Source organism: Phaeobacter sp. NW0010-22, from assembly GCF_040365955.1.
Taxonomy (GTDB): Bacteria; Pseudomonadota; Alphaproteobacteria; order Rhodobacterales; family Rhodobacteraceae; genus OMPR01.
Genome location: NZ_BAABWT010000010.1, coordinates 73,741 through 88,986, shown reverse-complemented (window position 1 = coordinate 88,986; position 15,246 = coordinate 73,741). Strand labels below are relative to the sequence as shown.

Genomic DNA, 15,246 nt, shown 5'->3' with positions numbered 1-15,246 from the left:
GGCAGATGGATTCGATTCTTGTAACAGGCGGCGGCCCGCTAAATGGCCAAATTCCAATTGCAGGTGCAAAAAATGCCTGTTTGACCCTGATGCCAGCCACGCTGCTCAGTGATGAACCGCTGACGCTGACCAATGCGCCGCGTCTATCAGATATCGCCACCATGACGACGCTGCTGCAATCGCTGGGCGCCGAAGTGTCCAGCCTGCAGGGCGGACAGGTGCTGGCGATGTCCAGCCATGATCTGAACAACCTGACAGCGGACTATGACATCGTGCGCAAAATGCGCGCTTCTATTCTGGTGCTGGGCCCGATGCTGGCGCGGGCAGGGCAGGCGGTTGTGTCTCTGCCCGGTGGCTGTGCCATCGGCGCGCGCCCGGTTGATCTGCATCTCAAAGCGCTCGAAGCTTTGGGTGCCGAGATGGAGCTGAAAGACGGCTATGTTCACGCCAAAGCCCCCGGCGGGCTCAAGGGCGGTGTGGTTGATTTCCCTATCGTGTCGGTTGGGGCCACGGAAAACGTGCTGATGGCAGCGACGTTGGCCAAAGGCAAAACCGTGATTAACAACGCCGCACGCGAACCTGAAATCGTTGATCTGGCACATTGCCTGCAAAAGATGGGCGCGCAGATCGAGGGCGAAGGCACATCAACCATCACCGTTCATGGCGTTGATCGCTTGCACGGCGCAACACATCCGGTTGTCACTGACCGGATCGAATTGGGCACCTACATGCTCGCCCCGGTGATCTGCGGTGGCGAAGTCGAATTGCTCGGCGGGCGTCTCGACCTTGTTGGCGCCTTTGTTGAAAAGCTGGACCAGTGCGGCGTTGATGTGACGGAAACCAAGTCCGGCCTGCTCGTCAAACGGCGCGGCGACCGGGTAAAGGCGGTGGATGTGGTAACCGAACCATTCCCCGGTTTCCCAACCGATCTGCAGGCGCAGATGATGGCGTTGCTCTGCACCGCCGAAGGCACCAGCGTGCTGGAAGAAAAGATTTTCGAAAACCGGTTCATGCATGCGCCGGAATTGATCCGTATGGGTGCCAACATCGACGTGCACGGCGGCACCGCCACCGTGACAGGTGTTGAACGCCTCAAAGGCGCGCCCGTGATGGCCACCGATTTGCGCGCCTCGGTGTCGCTCATTCTGGCCGGGCTCGCTGCCGAAGGTGAAACCCGCGTCAGCCGGGTCTATCATCTGGATCGCGGCTATGAACGTGTGGTGTCCAAACTGGAAGCCGTCGGCGCAAAAATCGAAAGGATCTCGGGCCAATGACAGACGCATCATTCCACGAAGGCGGCGAAGCGCCTCTGAACCTCGGGGCCGAGGGCGTCGATGACCTGCAGGTGATTTCGACCCTGACGCAGGACGCGGTGTTTCCGATTACTGAAATGTCCTGGCGCGCGTCCGAACGACGCTTTGCCTTGCTGCTCAACCGCTTTCGTTGGGAAGACAAAAACGCGGCAAGCCAGCGCGATCGCCCCTTTGAGCGGGTGCAATCCCTGCTGGTGATCGACAATGTGCTGGGCGTTTCCAGTCAGGGCGTGGATCGCTCGGACAAGGACGTTATCCTTTCGATCTTGTCGGTTGATTTCGAAACCGGCGAAGACGGCGCTGGGCAAATTTTGCTGACATTGGCAGGTGACGGAGCCTTGCGTCTGAACGTTGAAGCCATCGGCGTCTCGCTGCGCGATGTGACGCGCCCCTATAAGGCCCCGTCGGGCCAGGCTCCGCACCACGACGATTGACACTAGGTAAATCGCCCTGTTGGGGCAAAGGAAGGGCTGGCCATGCAAAACAAACGCGGTATTGCACAGGCCTTTGCTCACCCCAACACTGGGCTCGTGCTGCGCCCGGCAACTGTGTTTGATGTCTTTGACCTCAGCACGGTGCTGTGCAGCTCGATCCGGGATCTCTGCGGTGCGGATCACAACAATGATCCGCAGATCATCACACAGTGGACCGCAAACAAAACACCCGACGCCTTGCGCGGCTGGTTCGCCGGAGAGCACGCAATTTGGCTGGCCACACTGAACGGCAGGGCGGCTGGTGTCGGGGCGGTGTCCCCTGCTGGGGAAATCTCTGTGTTGTATGTGGCTCCAGAGGCCGTGGGGCAAGGGGTTGGCGCCGCGCTGTTGGCAAGGCTCGAATCCACCGCAGGTGACGCTGGACATCGAACCGCCCACCTGTCCAGCACCGCAACCGCACAGGGGTTTTACGTCAAACACGGGTGGACCTCTGCTGGAAGGGTCGAACTTGATCCCCTTGGCCCATCCTATCCAATGCAGAAAAAGATCTAGATACTCCCGACGGAATTCTCCCGTTGTCCCGTACTACTTTGACAAATTTAGATGATAATGGATTTTGGATATGCGTTTTCTGCTGCTTCCTCTCGCCCTGCTGTCCCTGTTGCTGTCAGGCGCTATTTTCGGTTTTTTCTATGCGTGGGTCTGCTCGACCATGTGGGGTTTGGACCAGGCAAACCCCAATGTGGCGATCCAAGCGATGCAAGCCATGAACGCCAGCGTGCGCAATGGCGTGTTTGCCCAGGCTTTCTTTGGCACGCCCTTTGTTCTGCTGCTCACCGCCTTTGTTGCCTATCGTGTGCAGCGGTCCCGGGCGGCGCTGTGCTTTGGTCTTGGCGGGCTTATCTACCTCTTTGGCGGGATGATCCTGACCATGGCCGTGAATGTTCCGATGAACGAAGCCTTGGCTCTGGTCGAAACACCGCTGTCGCCCGAACAGGCGCAACAGGTTTGGTCCGATTATTCCGCCCCATGGCAGGTCTGGAATCAGATCCGCACCGGTTTTTCCGGCCTGACCCTGCTTTTGACAGGCCTTGGGTTGTTCGCATTGCCGCAGCGCGCGGCATAACGCGGCATAAATCTTGAGGCGCGCCGCTGCTCCGGTTAAGGGAGGACCAAAGGAGAGCCGCATGCCCCAGTTTCTGGACACCACGTCGCCCGATTTCGAAGCCGCCTTTACTGCTCTGCTGTCCGCCAAACGCGAAGACAGCCCAGACGTAGATGCAATCGTTGCCGAAATTATCGCCGACGTGCGCCATCGGGGCGATGCAGCGGTGATCGAGCTGACATCGAAATTCGACCGGCTTGACCTGACCCCAGACACACTGGCCTTTACGCCTGACGAAATCGAACAGGCCGCGGCGCAGGTCTCCGCCGAAGACCGCGCTGCGCTGGAATTGGCGGCCGACCGTATCCGCGCTTATCACGCGCGTCAGATGCCCAAAGATGATCAATGGACAGATGAAAGCGGGGCCACATTGGGCTGGCGCTGGTCGGCCGTGTCGGCGGCGGGGCTCTATGTGCCCGGCGGACTGGCTTCTTATCCTTCATCGGTGTTGATGAATGCCATTCCCGCCAAAGTCGCTGGGGTGGAACGTCTGGCCATCGCCGTTCCCACCCCCGATGGTACGGTTAATCCGCTTGTGCTGCTGGCGGCACAAATCTCTGGCGTGGATGAAGTGTATCGCATCGGCGGCGCCCAAGCGATTGCGGCGCTGGCCTATGGTACAGCCAGTATTGCGCCGGTCGACAAAATCACCGGCCCCGGCAATGCCTTTGTGGCGGCTGCCAAGCGCCGAGTGTTCGGCAAAGTTGGCATCGACATGATCGCCGGCCCGTCGGAAATTCTGGTGATTGCAGACAAAGACAACGATCCCGACTGGATCGCGCTGGACCTGCTCAGCCAAGCCGAACACGACGAAAGCGCGCAATCGATCCTCATCACCAATGACGCAGCGTTTGGCCGCGCTGTTGCGCAGGCCGTCGAGCAACGTCTCACCACCCTGCAACGGCGCGCCATCGCCGGTCCGAGCTGGCGCGATTTTGGCGCCATCATCACGGTGCGTGATCTGGATGAAGCGGCGCACCTGTCCAACCGTATTGCGCCGGAACACCTTGAACTCTGCGTTGCGGACGCCGTTGGCCTAAGCGAAAAGACCATCCACGCCGGGGCCATTTTTATCGGCAGCTACACCCCCGAAGCCATTGGCGATTACGTTGGCGGTCCCAATCACGTCCTGCCCACGGCCCGTTCAGCGCGGTTCTCGTCTGGTCTGTCGGTGATGGATTTCCTTAAACGCACCACGCTCAGCCAGATGACCCCTGACGCCCTGCGCGCAATCGGTCCCTCGGCGGAGCGTCTGGCGCAATCCGAAAGCCTTGAGGCGCACGGCCTGTCGGTGCGCGTGCGCCTGGATGCGTTGAACCGCTGACGGCCCCTGATCGGCGCAGGAAAACAACAGCAGGGACAACGACACAACGGGTCGTTGCCCCCTGTGGTGTGGTGTTGTAGGACATGGGCGAAACATTTCTGGCCAAGGCCCACATCCGATGAACCGCATCAGCCATATCGAACTGGACGACAGCAATCTGCCGCCCCCGACACCTGAAATCGAACAAGAGCGCAAAGTCGCAATGTTTGATCTGTTGGAAGAGAACAGCTTTGCGCTGCCAACCCGTGATGATCGCACGGCCCCCAATGGCCCCTATCATCTGAACCTGTCGATCAAAGAGAAACGCCTCGTCTTTGATGTCGAGACCGAAGCGGCTGAAAAAGCAGCGGAATTCCACCTGTCATTAGGCCCCTTCCGTCAGGTCGTGAAAGATTACTTTCAGATCTGCGAAAGCTATTTCAACGCTGTGAAAACCATGCCACCCAGCCAGATCGAAACCATCGACATGGCCCGGCGCGGCATCCACAACGAAGGCAGCCGCGTGTTGCAGGAGCGCCTTGAGGGTAAAGCCGACATCGATACTGACACCGCCCGCCGTCTCTTCACGCTGATTTGCGTGCTGCACTTCGGAGGCTAAGGAGTGGTGGGTCCGCTTCCGCAGTCGGTTCTGTTTTGTTGTGACCACAACGCGGTCCGTTCGCCTATGGCCGAGGGGATCATGAAAAAGTTCTACGGAATGGATACCTATGTCCAATCCGCAGGTGTGCACAATGATCTTGAAATCGACGGGTTCTGCATCGCTGTATGCCAAGAACTGGATGTCGAACTCAGCCGTCATAGATCCCGTTCCTTTGATGAGATGGAGCAATGGGGCGATGATCTCAGCTCGTTTGACCTGATCGTTGCGCTGTCCCCCGCAAGTCAACATCGAGCGCTGGAATTGACCCGCGTTTTCCATCTGGATGTCGATTATTGGCCAATTATGGACCCGACTGGGGTCGGCGAGTCGCGTAACGATAAGCTAAACAGCTATCGCCAGACTCGCGATCAGATCATCACATTTCTAAAGGACCGCTGGGGCGAACCAACGGAGGCGCCATAATCGGCTCCATGTCGGGTCGAATTCTAAATTTATCACTCTCTGTCAATGCCTTGCGCTAAATGACAACCTTACCCACGTGTTAGTCACAGCACTATGTTCGATGGAAATCGGCCTTCGCTTCCGTAGTACCTTCAGGTTCATCAAAAACCTCAGGCAGAGAGTTTAATTCTTAACCTGTCAGCAGCCCCACTTACCCTTTGAACGCTTGGGTGTTTCAAAATGCCTCTTGATAAGTAGTGCGTCGCCCTCTGGTAGAACGCATCGGGGGGGGCAGGCAGAAAACTGGCGCGCAATGTTCAGCGTTTGTTGGCGTATCCACTGAACATTTGCCAAAACGGGCAGGGCGCCAGCTTCATAAATAACCCTAGGTCCCTAAGGTGAAGATACATCAAAGTGCAAGAACAACACCAAGTTCACTATTTTCTTGGGGTCCATAGCTGTTTTGATGGCTTTCAAAGCAGAAAGTTTCGCGGGATTGGCGTAGTGCTCCAATGCCCGTGCTTTGGTGCGTCCTATCCCGTGTTCGGCACTGATTGAGCCTTTGAATTTGTTGACCTCGTCATGAACGATGTCTTCGATAGTAGGTTTCAGATGTATATAGGCGTCGCGTGTCTCGCCCTTTTGGGAAAAGAAATTGAAGTGCAGATTGCCATCTCCCAGATGATCAAAGCAATTGGCCCTCAGCGGCGCAAGAGCAGCAACTTTGGCAGTGGCCTGTTCGATGAATTCGGGCAGGTGGGTCAATGGCAGCGAAACATCATTACCCGCGACCGCGCCAATCAATCTATTCGCTTCAGGAAGATGCTCTCGTGCGTTTCAGAATTCAGCGCGCTGGCCTTGCGATTGGGCGATCAAACCGTCCTGAACCAGACCCTCTTCCAGCCCATGCTCGAACAGCGACATCAACATTTCTTCGCCGTTTTGCCTGTCTTGCTGTTCCCGCCGGTAGCCCGATCAGGTCCGTGTAGGATCTTGTGGATGCAGCCAAGGTTGCGCTGGGCAAGCTGTGTTGGGCCCACACAGGCAAAGGCGGCACGTATCACGTCTCTGGCTAAATCTTCCTGAACAGTGTTGGACTTCAGGCTGTTGGTGTCTCTTCAAAGGTGGCTCAACCGTGCGCGCCGCCGTTCTGGCTGTTGACCGGGACGCGCTTGCTTCTGATGTGCCACCCTTTGCCGAACAGGGTTATGATTTCCCAATCGTGAGCTCTCCGATCGTTTTGTATGAGCTCAAAGGTGTCGCCCCCGAGATTACTACCGGCATCGAAGGGGCCGTGGCAGAGATCGTTGCCGAGCCTGAATTCGCTGAGTTTGTGACCGCCAAAGGCACCCTGCCGCTCTATCGCACAGGTGCCGAAATCAAGGCCGCCGTGCGCGCTATGCAAAACGCGGTCACATCCGTGATCAACGCGCTCAAAAGCAACTAAACATGATGTCGGGGCGTTTGAGTTCTTTGGTCAGTGTGGGCGCAGGTTAGGTGTTGCTCGGCACCGGGCTGGTTGCACCCCTTGCAATGTGGATGTTTGGCACGCGCAATCCGCTTGGCCTTTTGATCACCGCGTTTCTGTATGTGATCGGTAAATCGGGGCGCTATGGTGTTCAATTGCCGCCATCCTGTTTAACACGCCGGGCACGGCGGCCTCGGCCGCGACCCAGCTTGACGGGTATCCCATGCCGCAACGGGGTCTGTCTTCCAGCGCGATGAAAGTTGCCACCGTTTCCTCGATCATCGGTGATTTCACAGGCGAGATCCGGTTGATCGTCGGCGTTGGGGTCATTGCAGAAATTGCTTTGAAATTGGGCCCGCTCGAACTGTTTGCAGCGTATTTTTCAGCCTTTGAGGTCATCGGATCGGTCATCGGTAAATCCGTGATCAAAGGGCTTGCCAGCGCTGCACTTGGTGTGTCGATCAAGATGGTCGGCACCGATCCGATTTCAGCCTCAGAAGGTTACACGTTTGGCAGTTTTGAGCTGCTGAATAGCATCGGTCTGGAGCGTTGATGATCGGCATGTTCGTTTTGGCCGAAGTCTTTTCCCCAGCTCGAAACCCCGGGCGCGAAGGTCGAACAATATGATGCGCCTGACACCGATGAATCAAAAGCGCGCAATCGTCTGACGTGGGAAGAATTCAAACCTTGTATGCCCCACGTGATCCGGTCGTCTTTTATCGGGGCCTTTATCGGCATGTTGCCGGGGCTTGGGTCCGCGATTGCAGCCGTTTTCGCCTAGGGCGAAGGGAAACGGCGTGCGAAAAACACATAAGAATGGGGCTAAGGCGCGCCAGAAGGCATCGCCGCTTATGCGCTGATCGGGTTCCTTGACGCAGCCTGTTCCTCACGCGGCAGCCTGTTTGAGGTCTGGGTCATGATTGGTGCCGGTGTGCTGGGATGGCTGATGAAAAAGCTGGAATTCAATCCAGCGGATTTTGTCATCGCCTTTGTTCTAGCCGGAGGAGCCGAGGAAACGTTCAGGCAATCTCTTTTGTTGTCGGACAATGGATTGTTGATCTTTGTCACGTGTCCGGTTGCTCTTGGGTTTTTGTTGCTCGGGGTGGTCACGGTTGCCCTGCGGGCCCGCGCCCTGAGCTGCGAGGCTCGCGCCGTTTCTCTAGAGGGTGCCTGATGTTCCAGTTGGTCCTGTCATGGGTAAAGCCACCAAAGTGAAAGGCCAGAAAAGGGTTCCCCCTGCGGATCGTGAGCGATGTTTTAGAGCGCGTTGATACGCCCTGAGCACCGCCGCTTGGCGCCCGACCTTCTCGGCGCAGAGGTTTTGAACCCCCCGGTGGTAGGCGCTGTCCTTGGGATTTATTTAAAGCCACCTATTCCACCGGCCGCCCTGTTAATCCGCAACAGTTTTGGATTTTGGTGCACAGGGGGTGCACGCCGGGTGCACGTAAGGTGCACGTATGTCACCCTGACCAAACCCAGAAAAACAACGGCGTTAACCTCTGATTCGCCGCCAGCTCACGAAACTGTCTATTCCCCGTTGCGTCCCGATGCGCCTTTGGTCTTAACTTCGATCACTTTAGGGGAGAGAATTGAGATGAAAATCGCCACCGCCGCATACCCTCTCGACTGGCTCGACAGCTGGGCACAGTACGAGGACAAGATCGCCAAATGGGTTGGGGACGCTGCCAAGCAGGGGGCTGATCTTCTGGTCTTTCCGGAATACGGCGCGATGGAGCTGTCGACCCTCGCAGGTGCCGATATGGCCGCCGATCTAGAGCAATCCATGCATGCCGTGTCTGACCGGATGGAGCCCGTGCACCAGTTGCACAAGACCCTTGCAGCAGAGCACGGCGTCCATATTCTGGGTGCCTCTGCTCCGGTGAACGCCGATCATGGCCGCCCGGTCAATCGCGCGACCTTTTATGCCCCGAACGGTGTAAGTGGTTATCAAGACAAACAAATCATGACCCGCTTTGAACGTGACCCATGGGGTGTTGTGGGTGGCGATGGCCTGCAAGTGTTTGATACTGCTTTGGGGAAAATAGGGGTCTTGATCTGCTATGACAGCGAATTCCCACTTCTGGGGCGGGCGCTGAAAGAGGCGGATATCATTCTGGTCCCGTCCTGCACCGAGGCCCTGTCGGGGTATTGGCGCGTGCGTATTGGGGCCATGTCCCGGGCGCTGGAAAACCAATGCGTGACGGCGATGTCCTCGATTGTGGGCGCAGCGCCTTGGTCTCAATCCGTAGAGGTCGCCACCGGCATGGGCGGGATCTTTGGCCCCCCCGACACAGGTTTCCCCATGACCGGCGTTTTGGCCGAAGGCACGTTGGGTCAATCCGGCTGGACCTACGCTGACGTTGACCCCGCCGCCATCGCCCATGTACGCGCAGATGGCGTGGTTTTGAACGCAACCCACTGGGAAGAACAGAACCCTCGCGCCAAATCCGTGACTAATTGCTCCCTTTTGTGATTGCGCCCTTGAATTCAAGGTGGAATGCGCCCATTTAGGCGCACATCCCGCACAATGGCGGGTGAAACCAATTTGGAGAGAACATGGCCAAGGAAGATACGCTCGAATTTCCCGGTGTCGTGAAGGAACTCCTGCCCAATGCGACGTTTCGGGTCGAGCTGGAAAACGGCCATGAGATCATCGCACACACGGCAGGCAAGATGCGCAAAAACCGCATCCGTGTTCTGGCTGGCGACAAGGTGCAGGTCGAAATGACCCCCTACGATCTGACCAAAGGTCGGATCAACTACCGCTTTAAGTAACGCCACCTCTATGGCGTTCATTCTCGGATCGGGCAGCCCGCGACGGCTGGACCTGCTGGCGCAGCTTGGCGTGCAGCCCGATGCCGTGCGCCCCCCTGATATTGACGAAGATCCGCTAAAAGCCGAGCTGCCACGCCCCTATTGTGCGCGCATCGCGCGTGAGAAAGTCGCGGCGGTTCAAGCGGATAACGATGATGTGGTGCTTTGTGCAGATACCACTGTCGCTTTGGGGCGGCGTATTCTCGGCAAACCTGCAGATGCAGGCGAAGCCGCTGCATTCCTTCACGCTCTGTCAGGTCGTCGCCACCGTGTCATCACAGCTGTTGCCGTGCGGCGCGGCGACAAGATCTGGGAACGTGCAGTGGTTAGCCAAGTGCAAGTCAAACGCCTGTCTGACCTCGAAATCAACGCCTATCTTGCAACCAATGATTGGCAAGGCAAAGCAGGCGGGTATGCTATACAAGGTCCGGCCGGGGCCTTCATCCCATGGATCAGTGGTTCATTTACCGGTATCGTTGGCCTACCGTTGGCAGAGACCGCAGGTTTGCTGCAGGCCGCTGGCTATCCGCTTTACAAGGAGACCTCATGAAAGGTCGCACTATTGTTCTGGATCATTTGAATGACCGCCCTGCAGCGGCCTTGATGGTGGATGGTCAACTTGATGATTTTCTAATCGCCGGCGACGCACCTGCGGTTGGCACGATTTATCGCGCCCGCGCGGATCGCCCGATCAAAGGGCAGGGGGGGATGTTTATGACAACTCCCGACGGGCCTGCTTTCCTACGCCAGGTCAAAGGTTTGGCCCCCGGCGCAATGCTGCTGGTTCAGGTGACCGGCTATGCAGAGCCCGGCAAAGCGATCCCAGTCACGCAAAAGGTGTTGTTCAAAAGCCGTTACGCGATCGTCACTCCAGACGCGCCCGGCTTGAACATTTCACGCAGCATTCGCGATGATGACGAACGCGATCGTTTGCTCGAAGTTGCCAATGCGGAAATGGGCGAATCCGAATACGGCCTGATCCTGCGATCGGCCTGTAGCGGCGAAGACATCGCAGAAATCGCCGAAGATATCGCCGCGATGGCGGATTTAGCCGATCAGGTCATGGGCGATCAGGGCGCAGACATTGCGCTGTTATGCGAAGGTGACGGTCCGCATGCGTTGGCCTGGCGCGATTGGGTTGAACCCGCCGAAGTGATCACGCAGCCCGGTGGCTTTGAAGATCATGGCGTGCTGGATGCGCTCGACATGGCTCAAGGCATTTCGGAACCTCTGGCGGGTGGGGGGCATATCTATGTCGAACCTACACGGGCGTTGGTTTCCGTGGATGTGAACACCGGCAGCGACACGTCCATTGCGGCAGGCCAAAAAGCTAATTTCGCCTGTGCACGTGCGTTGCCGCGCGCCTTGCGGGTGCGCGGATTGGGGGGGCAGATCACAATTGATTTGGCCCCAATGGCCAAAAAGGACCGGCGTGGATTTGAAAGCACGCTCCGCGCCGCGTTCCGGGCCGATAGCGAGGACACAACCCTCGTTGGTTGGACCCCTCTGGGCCACTATGAATTGATCCGCAAGCGCGGGCGTATTGCACTGACCGAGGCGCTGCGGTGACTTGCCCAAAATGTGATAAAGAGACGGTGCAGGTCTATCGCCCGTTTTGCTCAAAGCGGTGCGCTGATTTGGATTTGGCCAGTTGGTTCAATGGTACATATGCTGTGCCTTCTCAGGACCTTGAAGACCTTGACGAGACTGCAGAAGCCGTGGAAAAAAATCTTTTACATCCGCATTGAAGAAAGTTCAAAAAGCCTCTGGACACTGTCACGCTCAAGTCATAGAACGCCCACACCCAACGACAATAGTCGTTCCCATGCCCGGGTAGCTCAGGGGTAGAGCAGTGGATTGAAAATCCTCGTGTCGGTGGTTCGATTCCGCCCCCGGGCACCATCTAACTATATGAAAAAAATTATTAAATTCCACCGTAGGCTTGTTGGCTTCAAGCACCTGATTTGTCTTGGGTGCCATATGGGTGTCGAAGACCCCAGATATTGAATACAACGATAGCTATCTGGGTAGAGTGGCGATAATCGCCTCAAGCTCGCTTTGATTTTCAATGCCGAGCATTGGCAATATGGCACTCAAGATTTCGGCAGCCATAGTTTCGGGTGACGCAACTTCATTGTTCATAGCTGTTTTGATACTAGTCTCGTGGAGTGAGGGACGACTTAGCAGAAAGCGTTGACGTTCCCAGACAAATGCCCACCTTTGTTCGAGCCACAGAACGAGACTGTCTGCAATAATTCGATAACTTCCTATCTGTTGCGCGACTTGCAATGACTTGAATGCAACCTCGAAAACCTGACGAGGTGTCCCTTGTTGCTCCCCTGTAGCTACGAGCCTTTCCATGAACAAAAGTTTTGCTAAATCAGTATGGAAATCCGGCGTAGGCCCTTCGCTTTGCAGTCGATCCAAAACCTCTGGTCGTACCGAAAAGCCTGATGCCTCGGAGATTTCCTTAACCGCCCCCAACATCTCAAGGGCGTTGCCTTGGAACAAATAGTTGGCGCAAAAGAGTAGAATGAACTGCTCAGTTAGGTTTTTTAGTTTTGCTTGCTGTTCAGCCGTAGCCAAAGGGAATGTGCTGTAAGTTACATTCTTGACGTCAAGGCCACCGGAGATTGTGCCATTCGACTGGACGAACGAGAAGTAAGAATTCGTGTCGCGCAAAGCGCTGATGAATAGCTTTGTATCCAGTAGTGCCATAGCCTTCTGCATTTTGGCCGAACCCAAAAGCATCTGTCCCTCAAGGACCGGCCCGGCTGGCAAAAAGCGCTCTAAGTTTTCTGTGATCCCTACATCCAGAAACGCATGATTTTCGATCGTGGTAAGCATGTACCAAGCCATTTCAATCGGAGTGATGAATCTTGTTTTTATTTTCGGGTGTGGCTCTGGGTTACTGACACAGCCGGGATATATCTTTGTTTCTTCGTTATTTTCAAGCAGACGTTGTTCACCTGTTGCGTCTTGATCAAGCCAAAGAAGGACATGCCGAACGACTGCGTGACAGTGAGCGGTACGCAATGTCTCATCAGGCCTGAATTTACTCAACTCACTAAGAACGGCGACAAAGTCTTGCAAGCAGGTTTGCCTATCACCGTCATGCCAACTTGCCAGCGCGGCATCAGCCAACAGCCCCACGCGCATTGCAGTCATATCAGGAAGATTAGACTTCTTCGCAGCATCACTACCGTAGAGATAATAGCGACGCGCTGTTTTAAAATCGCCTTGCTTCTCGGCGCTGATTGCAGCGTCCCGTCCAAGAAAAGCCTTCTCAACTTCGCTTAAAGGCGCATCACTCTCGATCAGCATTTTTGACAGCGCTAGGCTTTCTTTGTGATCTTCTGAACGATAAAGAACTTTTGCTTTTGCACGCACAAGTTCAGAGTTCGTCTGACCAAATTTCGAAAGACCCTCGTCGAGAATTAAGAGTGCACCTTCTTTGTCGCTTCCGTACTCGTCCAATATGATGGCCTGGTACTTGCGACAGCACACAGCAAGATCAGTTTCACCCCAACTACTGGCCTGTCCCTCCAATCGCGCAAAGATTGCGCTGTGAACCGGTGAGTCGATGGTTTCATTATCATGCTCACGTAGCCAAGCCCCCGACACAAGCATGTCCACTTCGAAATCATCATGGGTGAAAGGCGCTAGTAGTCTCGAACGAAATTTGGGTGAGGCACTATCAAGAAAATCAAAAACACAGCGCAAATCTTGAATTTTTTTTAGTTGCCGTGCTTGGTTCATGAACATGAACCCAATTGCAGTGACACCTTCCTCTTCAAAACTTCGTGCGCCTTGCAGCATGTCCACCGGAAGCAGGTCGCTCTCTAATATGCGATCGAGTTGAAGAACGACATCTGTGAAGCTTGCGCTCAATCCAGCCTTTGACGTCTGAAGTAGTAGTTTTGAATAGACGAGTAAGTTCATTCCTGCGCGCATCTCTTCATGCTCAACGCTCGCGGCTTCTCTAGCGAAACAATGCAACGCATCCTGAAGCTTATCGGGTGAATCGCTATCTTGGTTTAAGAGCAGAACCTGCGCACCTCTGAACATGTGGCTGAGCGACGCGTTCGCTGGATACGCAATCTTGTCCGTCCTGAATAGAGTGAACATTGAGAGGTGAGGCGCGAGCATTTCCAGCTCTGAAAAATCAGAGCCGAGTACCGCCATGCAGAGTTTCAGAAGAACGCCTTCATTTTCACTCGTCCAAGCAGCGAGAACGGCAGAGTTCATATCGACAACGTCGAGCTCGTGACTTTTCGTCAAAGACTCGGCGATTGCGCTTTCTATTTGTTTCTTGTCGTCTGCACCAAGCGTTTTGGCAGCAAAGCCAGTTAGTAAGGGTGACAGGCCAAATCTATTACCTTCTTGCTGATCCACCCACGAGCCAGTCAGTGTCTCTAGAATGATTCCCGCATCCGCGATTGCTGGCTTAGTTTTCCCTAGATCAAGGGCAAGCTCTCTGGAAAAATCACCTGTCTTAAGAGAAAGGCGTTCGAGGAGTTGTCGGCTTGGTGGAGGTAGGTCGTTCAGTAAACGTTCGCGCGTTCGTTTCCTTACGTCCTCAACGGCTGGTGATCCTTGCAACAAAGCGTTTAGAGTTTGAAACTCTGAAGTGTCCCAGCCAGATGCAGTCATGCTTTGAATGAACGCCATGGCAAGTTGAGGATGACCGCCCCCAGATACCAAATGGGTGTACTTTGCCCAATTTGTGTCGCTCACTCCGCATTTTTCAAGGATTTCCCGGATGTCTTCTTCCGAAAATTCCGACAAAGTGTGAGCGACGCCACCGTGAAGCTCGCAAGCGAATAGAAACTCATTATTTGGCAGATCAGACGAATTCAGTACCAATAGGACATCGGAGCGTTTCGCAGAAAAAAACAGGTAGCAGAGACTGTCGAGCACGCTAGAGCTATACGCCCGCGCGGCGGCGTTACAATGAGCCAGCAGCGCCGTGAGCACCAATTTCTGCGTAGTCCCTGCGCTCATCACGCTGAGGGCAGCCAGTGGCGCTGGGGTTACGCCTGACGCGGGCCCCTAATTTCCTTATCGCATTGAGCGTAGACCACAATTTACTACAGGAGAATATGACATGACAATCGAGGCAACATGGACCTTCAATGGGCAACGCAAGGTGATCTTGGGCAACTGGCATAGGCTGTGGTGTCTGTTATTCGGTCCTCTGTATTATCTGTTCAAGGGTATGTTCCTGTGGTCGATCTTGTCGCTGATCACGGCCAACGGTCTGTGGATCGGCTTTCCTCTGTACAACCGTGCTATTGTCCTACGTCACTTCCATAAAAAGGGATGGGTTCAAAACGACGCCACAGGCGCTCTAGCCGATGAGTAAACCCACCCACACGGCACCCAAATCAGTGTTTGCAGACAGAGCCGAATACGGACCAATTGAAAAGACTCAGATATTTGGTTCCGCTTCACTTCCAACAGCCTGATCAATAGTCAGCGTGTCGGTCTTGGACGATATGTTCGGAACAAATACCGGGCGACCACAGGGGGATGGGGGAGGTGTTTTTTTTAACGCGCCGCGCCAATCCCGCAGACAAGCACTCATACTGATTTCCAAGTTTTTGGGTCCTGAGCCGATTACCTGCCACTGCCAGCAATGTCAGGATGCCACAACGCCACAATGTCACATTGAACCGTGGCATCG

At 55.4% G+C, this 15,246-nt stretch carries 17 protein-coding genes, 1 tRNA gene and 1 pseudogene; 17 read left to right on the top strand and 2 right to left on the bottom strand.

The genetic code is table 11. The features are described from left to right. Positions 1-5: 5 nt before the first annotated feature. From murA to ABWV33_RS19700, 7 genes are all read left to right on the top strand, one after another. The gene (murA, locus tag ABWV33_RS19730) at positions 6-1,274 is read left to right on the top strand and encodes a UDP-N-acetylglucosamine 1-carboxyvinyltransferase (protein WP_353333221.1); all 1,269 of its coding nucleotides are present in this window, start codon (positions 6-8) and stop codon (positions 1,272-1,274) included. Next, on the top strand, positions 1,271-1,747 hold the full coding sequence (locus ABWV33_RS19725; RefSeq protein ID WP_353333219.1) for a DUF2948 family protein: 477 nt from the start codon (positions 1,271-1,273) through the stop codon (positions 1,745-1,747). Before murA ends, ABWV33_RS19725 begins: the two co-directional genes overlap by 4 nt. Before the next feature lie 42 nt (positions 1,748-1,789). Next, positions 1,790-2,299, top strand: a complete 510-nt coding sequence (locus tag ABWV33_RS19720; protein WP_353333217.1) for a GNAT family N-acetyltransferase — start codon at positions 1,790-1,792, stop codon at positions 2,297-2,299. 70 nt (positions 2,300-2,369) lie between these two features. Continuing rightward, positions 2,370-2,873, top strand: a complete 504-nt coding sequence (locus tag ABWV33_RS19715; protein ID WP_353333215.1) for an anthrone oxygenase family protein — start codon at positions 2,370-2,372, stop codon at positions 2,871-2,873. A 61-nt stretch (positions 2,874-2,934) separates the two neighbouring features. After that, positions 2,935-4,236, top strand: a complete 1,302-nt coding sequence (gene hisD, locus ABWV33_RS19710) for a histidinol dehydrogenase (protein WP_353333213.1) — start codon at positions 2,935-2,937, stop codon at positions 4,234-4,236. A gap of 118 nt (positions 4,237-4,354) precedes the next feature. Next, positions 4,355-4,834, top strand: a complete 480-nt coding sequence (locus ABWV33_RS19705; protein ID WP_113822821.1) for a UPF0262 family protein — start codon at positions 4,355-4,357, stop codon at positions 4,832-4,834. A gap of 6 nt (positions 4,835-4,840) precedes the next feature. Continuing rightward, the gene (locus ABWV33_RS19700) at positions 4,841-5,299 is read left to right on the top strand and encodes an arsenate-mycothiol transferase ArsC (protein ID WP_113822822.1); all 459 of its coding nucleotides are present in this window, start codon (positions 4,841-4,843) and stop codon (positions 5,297-5,299) included. Positions 5,300-5,671: 372 nt separating this feature from the next. Here ABWV33_RS19700 and ABWV33_RS19695 read toward each other — a convergent pair whose 3' ends face one another. Continuing rightward, positions 5,672-6,082 carry an FAD-binding oxidoreductase gene (locus tag ABWV33_RS19695; protein ID WP_353333211.1) on the bottom strand — a complete coding sequence of 137 codons (411 nt, stop codon included), beginning with the start codon at positions 6,080-6,082 and terminating at the stop codon, positions 5,672-5,674. 331 nt (positions 6,083-6,413) lie between these two features. Between ABWV33_RS19695 and ABWV33_RS19690 the strand changes: the two genes are divergently transcribed. The 9 genes and pseudogenes from ABWV33_RS19690 (at position 6,414) to ABWV33_RS19650 (ending at position 11,462) form a co-directional block, all read left to right on the top strand. Further along, positions 6,414-6,725, top strand: coding sequence for a type 2 periplasmic-binding domain-containing protein (locus ABWV33_RS19690; RefSeq protein ID WP_353333209.1), 312 nt, complete (start codon positions 6,414-6,416; stop codon positions 6,723-6,725). A gap of 154 nt (positions 6,726-6,879) precedes the next feature. Next, positions 6,880-7,527 (top strand): annotated as a pseudogene (locus ABWV33_RS19685) (tripartite tricarboxylate transporter permease). 135 nt (positions 7,528-7,662) lie between these two features. Beyond that, positions 7,663-7,920 (top strand): hypothetical protein, encoded by a 258-nt coding sequence (locus tag ABWV33_RS19680; protein WP_353333207.1) that lies wholly within the window; start codon positions 7,663-7,665, stop codon positions 7,918-7,920. Between the two features lie 420 nt (positions 7,921-8,340). Then, positions 8,341-9,219, top strand: a complete 879-nt coding sequence (locus ABWV33_RS19675) for a carbon-nitrogen hydrolase family protein (protein ID WP_353333205.1) — start codon at positions 8,341-8,343, stop codon at positions 9,217-9,219. An 83-nt stretch (positions 9,220-9,302) separates the two neighbouring features. Then, entirely contained in the window at positions 9,303-9,521 is a 219-nt protein-coding gene (infA, locus tag ABWV33_RS19670) for a translation initiation factor IF-1 (protein WP_005978431.1), read from the top strand. A 10-nt stretch (positions 9,522-9,531) separates the two neighbouring features. Beyond that, positions 9,532-10,110, top strand: coding sequence for a Maf family protein (locus ABWV33_RS19665; RefSeq protein WP_121996559.1), 579 nt, complete (start codon positions 9,532-9,534; stop codon positions 10,108-10,110). Next, positions 10,107-11,129, top strand: coding sequence for a ribonuclease E/G (locus ABWV33_RS19660; RefSeq protein WP_353333203.1), 1,023 nt, complete (start codon positions 10,107-10,109; stop codon positions 11,127-11,129). Before ABWV33_RS19665 ends, ABWV33_RS19660 begins: the two co-directional genes overlap by 4 nt. Continuing rightward, positions 11,126-11,308 carry a DNA gyrase inhibitor YacG gene (locus ABWV33_RS19655; RefSeq protein ID WP_353333201.1) on the top strand — a complete coding sequence of 61 codons (183 nt, stop codon included), beginning with the start codon at positions 11,126-11,128 and terminating at the stop codon, positions 11,306-11,308. Before ABWV33_RS19660 ends, ABWV33_RS19655 begins: the two co-directional genes overlap by 4 nt. 79 nt (positions 11,309-11,387) lie before the next feature. Continuing rightward, positions 11,388-11,462, top strand: a tRNA-Phe gene (locus tag ABWV33_RS19650). Between the two features lie 117 nt (positions 11,463-11,579). Here ABWV33_RS19650 and ABWV33_RS19645 read toward each other — a convergent pair. Beyond that, entirely contained in the window at positions 11,580-14,537 is a 2,958-nt protein-coding gene (locus ABWV33_RS19645) for a hypothetical protein (protein WP_353333199.1), read from the bottom strand. 130 nt (positions 14,538-14,667) lie between these two features. Between ABWV33_RS19645 and ABWV33_RS19640 the strand changes: the two genes are divergently transcribed. Beyond that, on the top strand, positions 14,668-14,925 hold the full coding sequence (locus ABWV33_RS19640; protein WP_353333197.1) for a hypothetical protein: 258 nt from the start codon (positions 14,668-14,670) through the stop codon (positions 14,923-14,925). Positions 14,926-15,246: the final 321 nt, after the last annotated feature.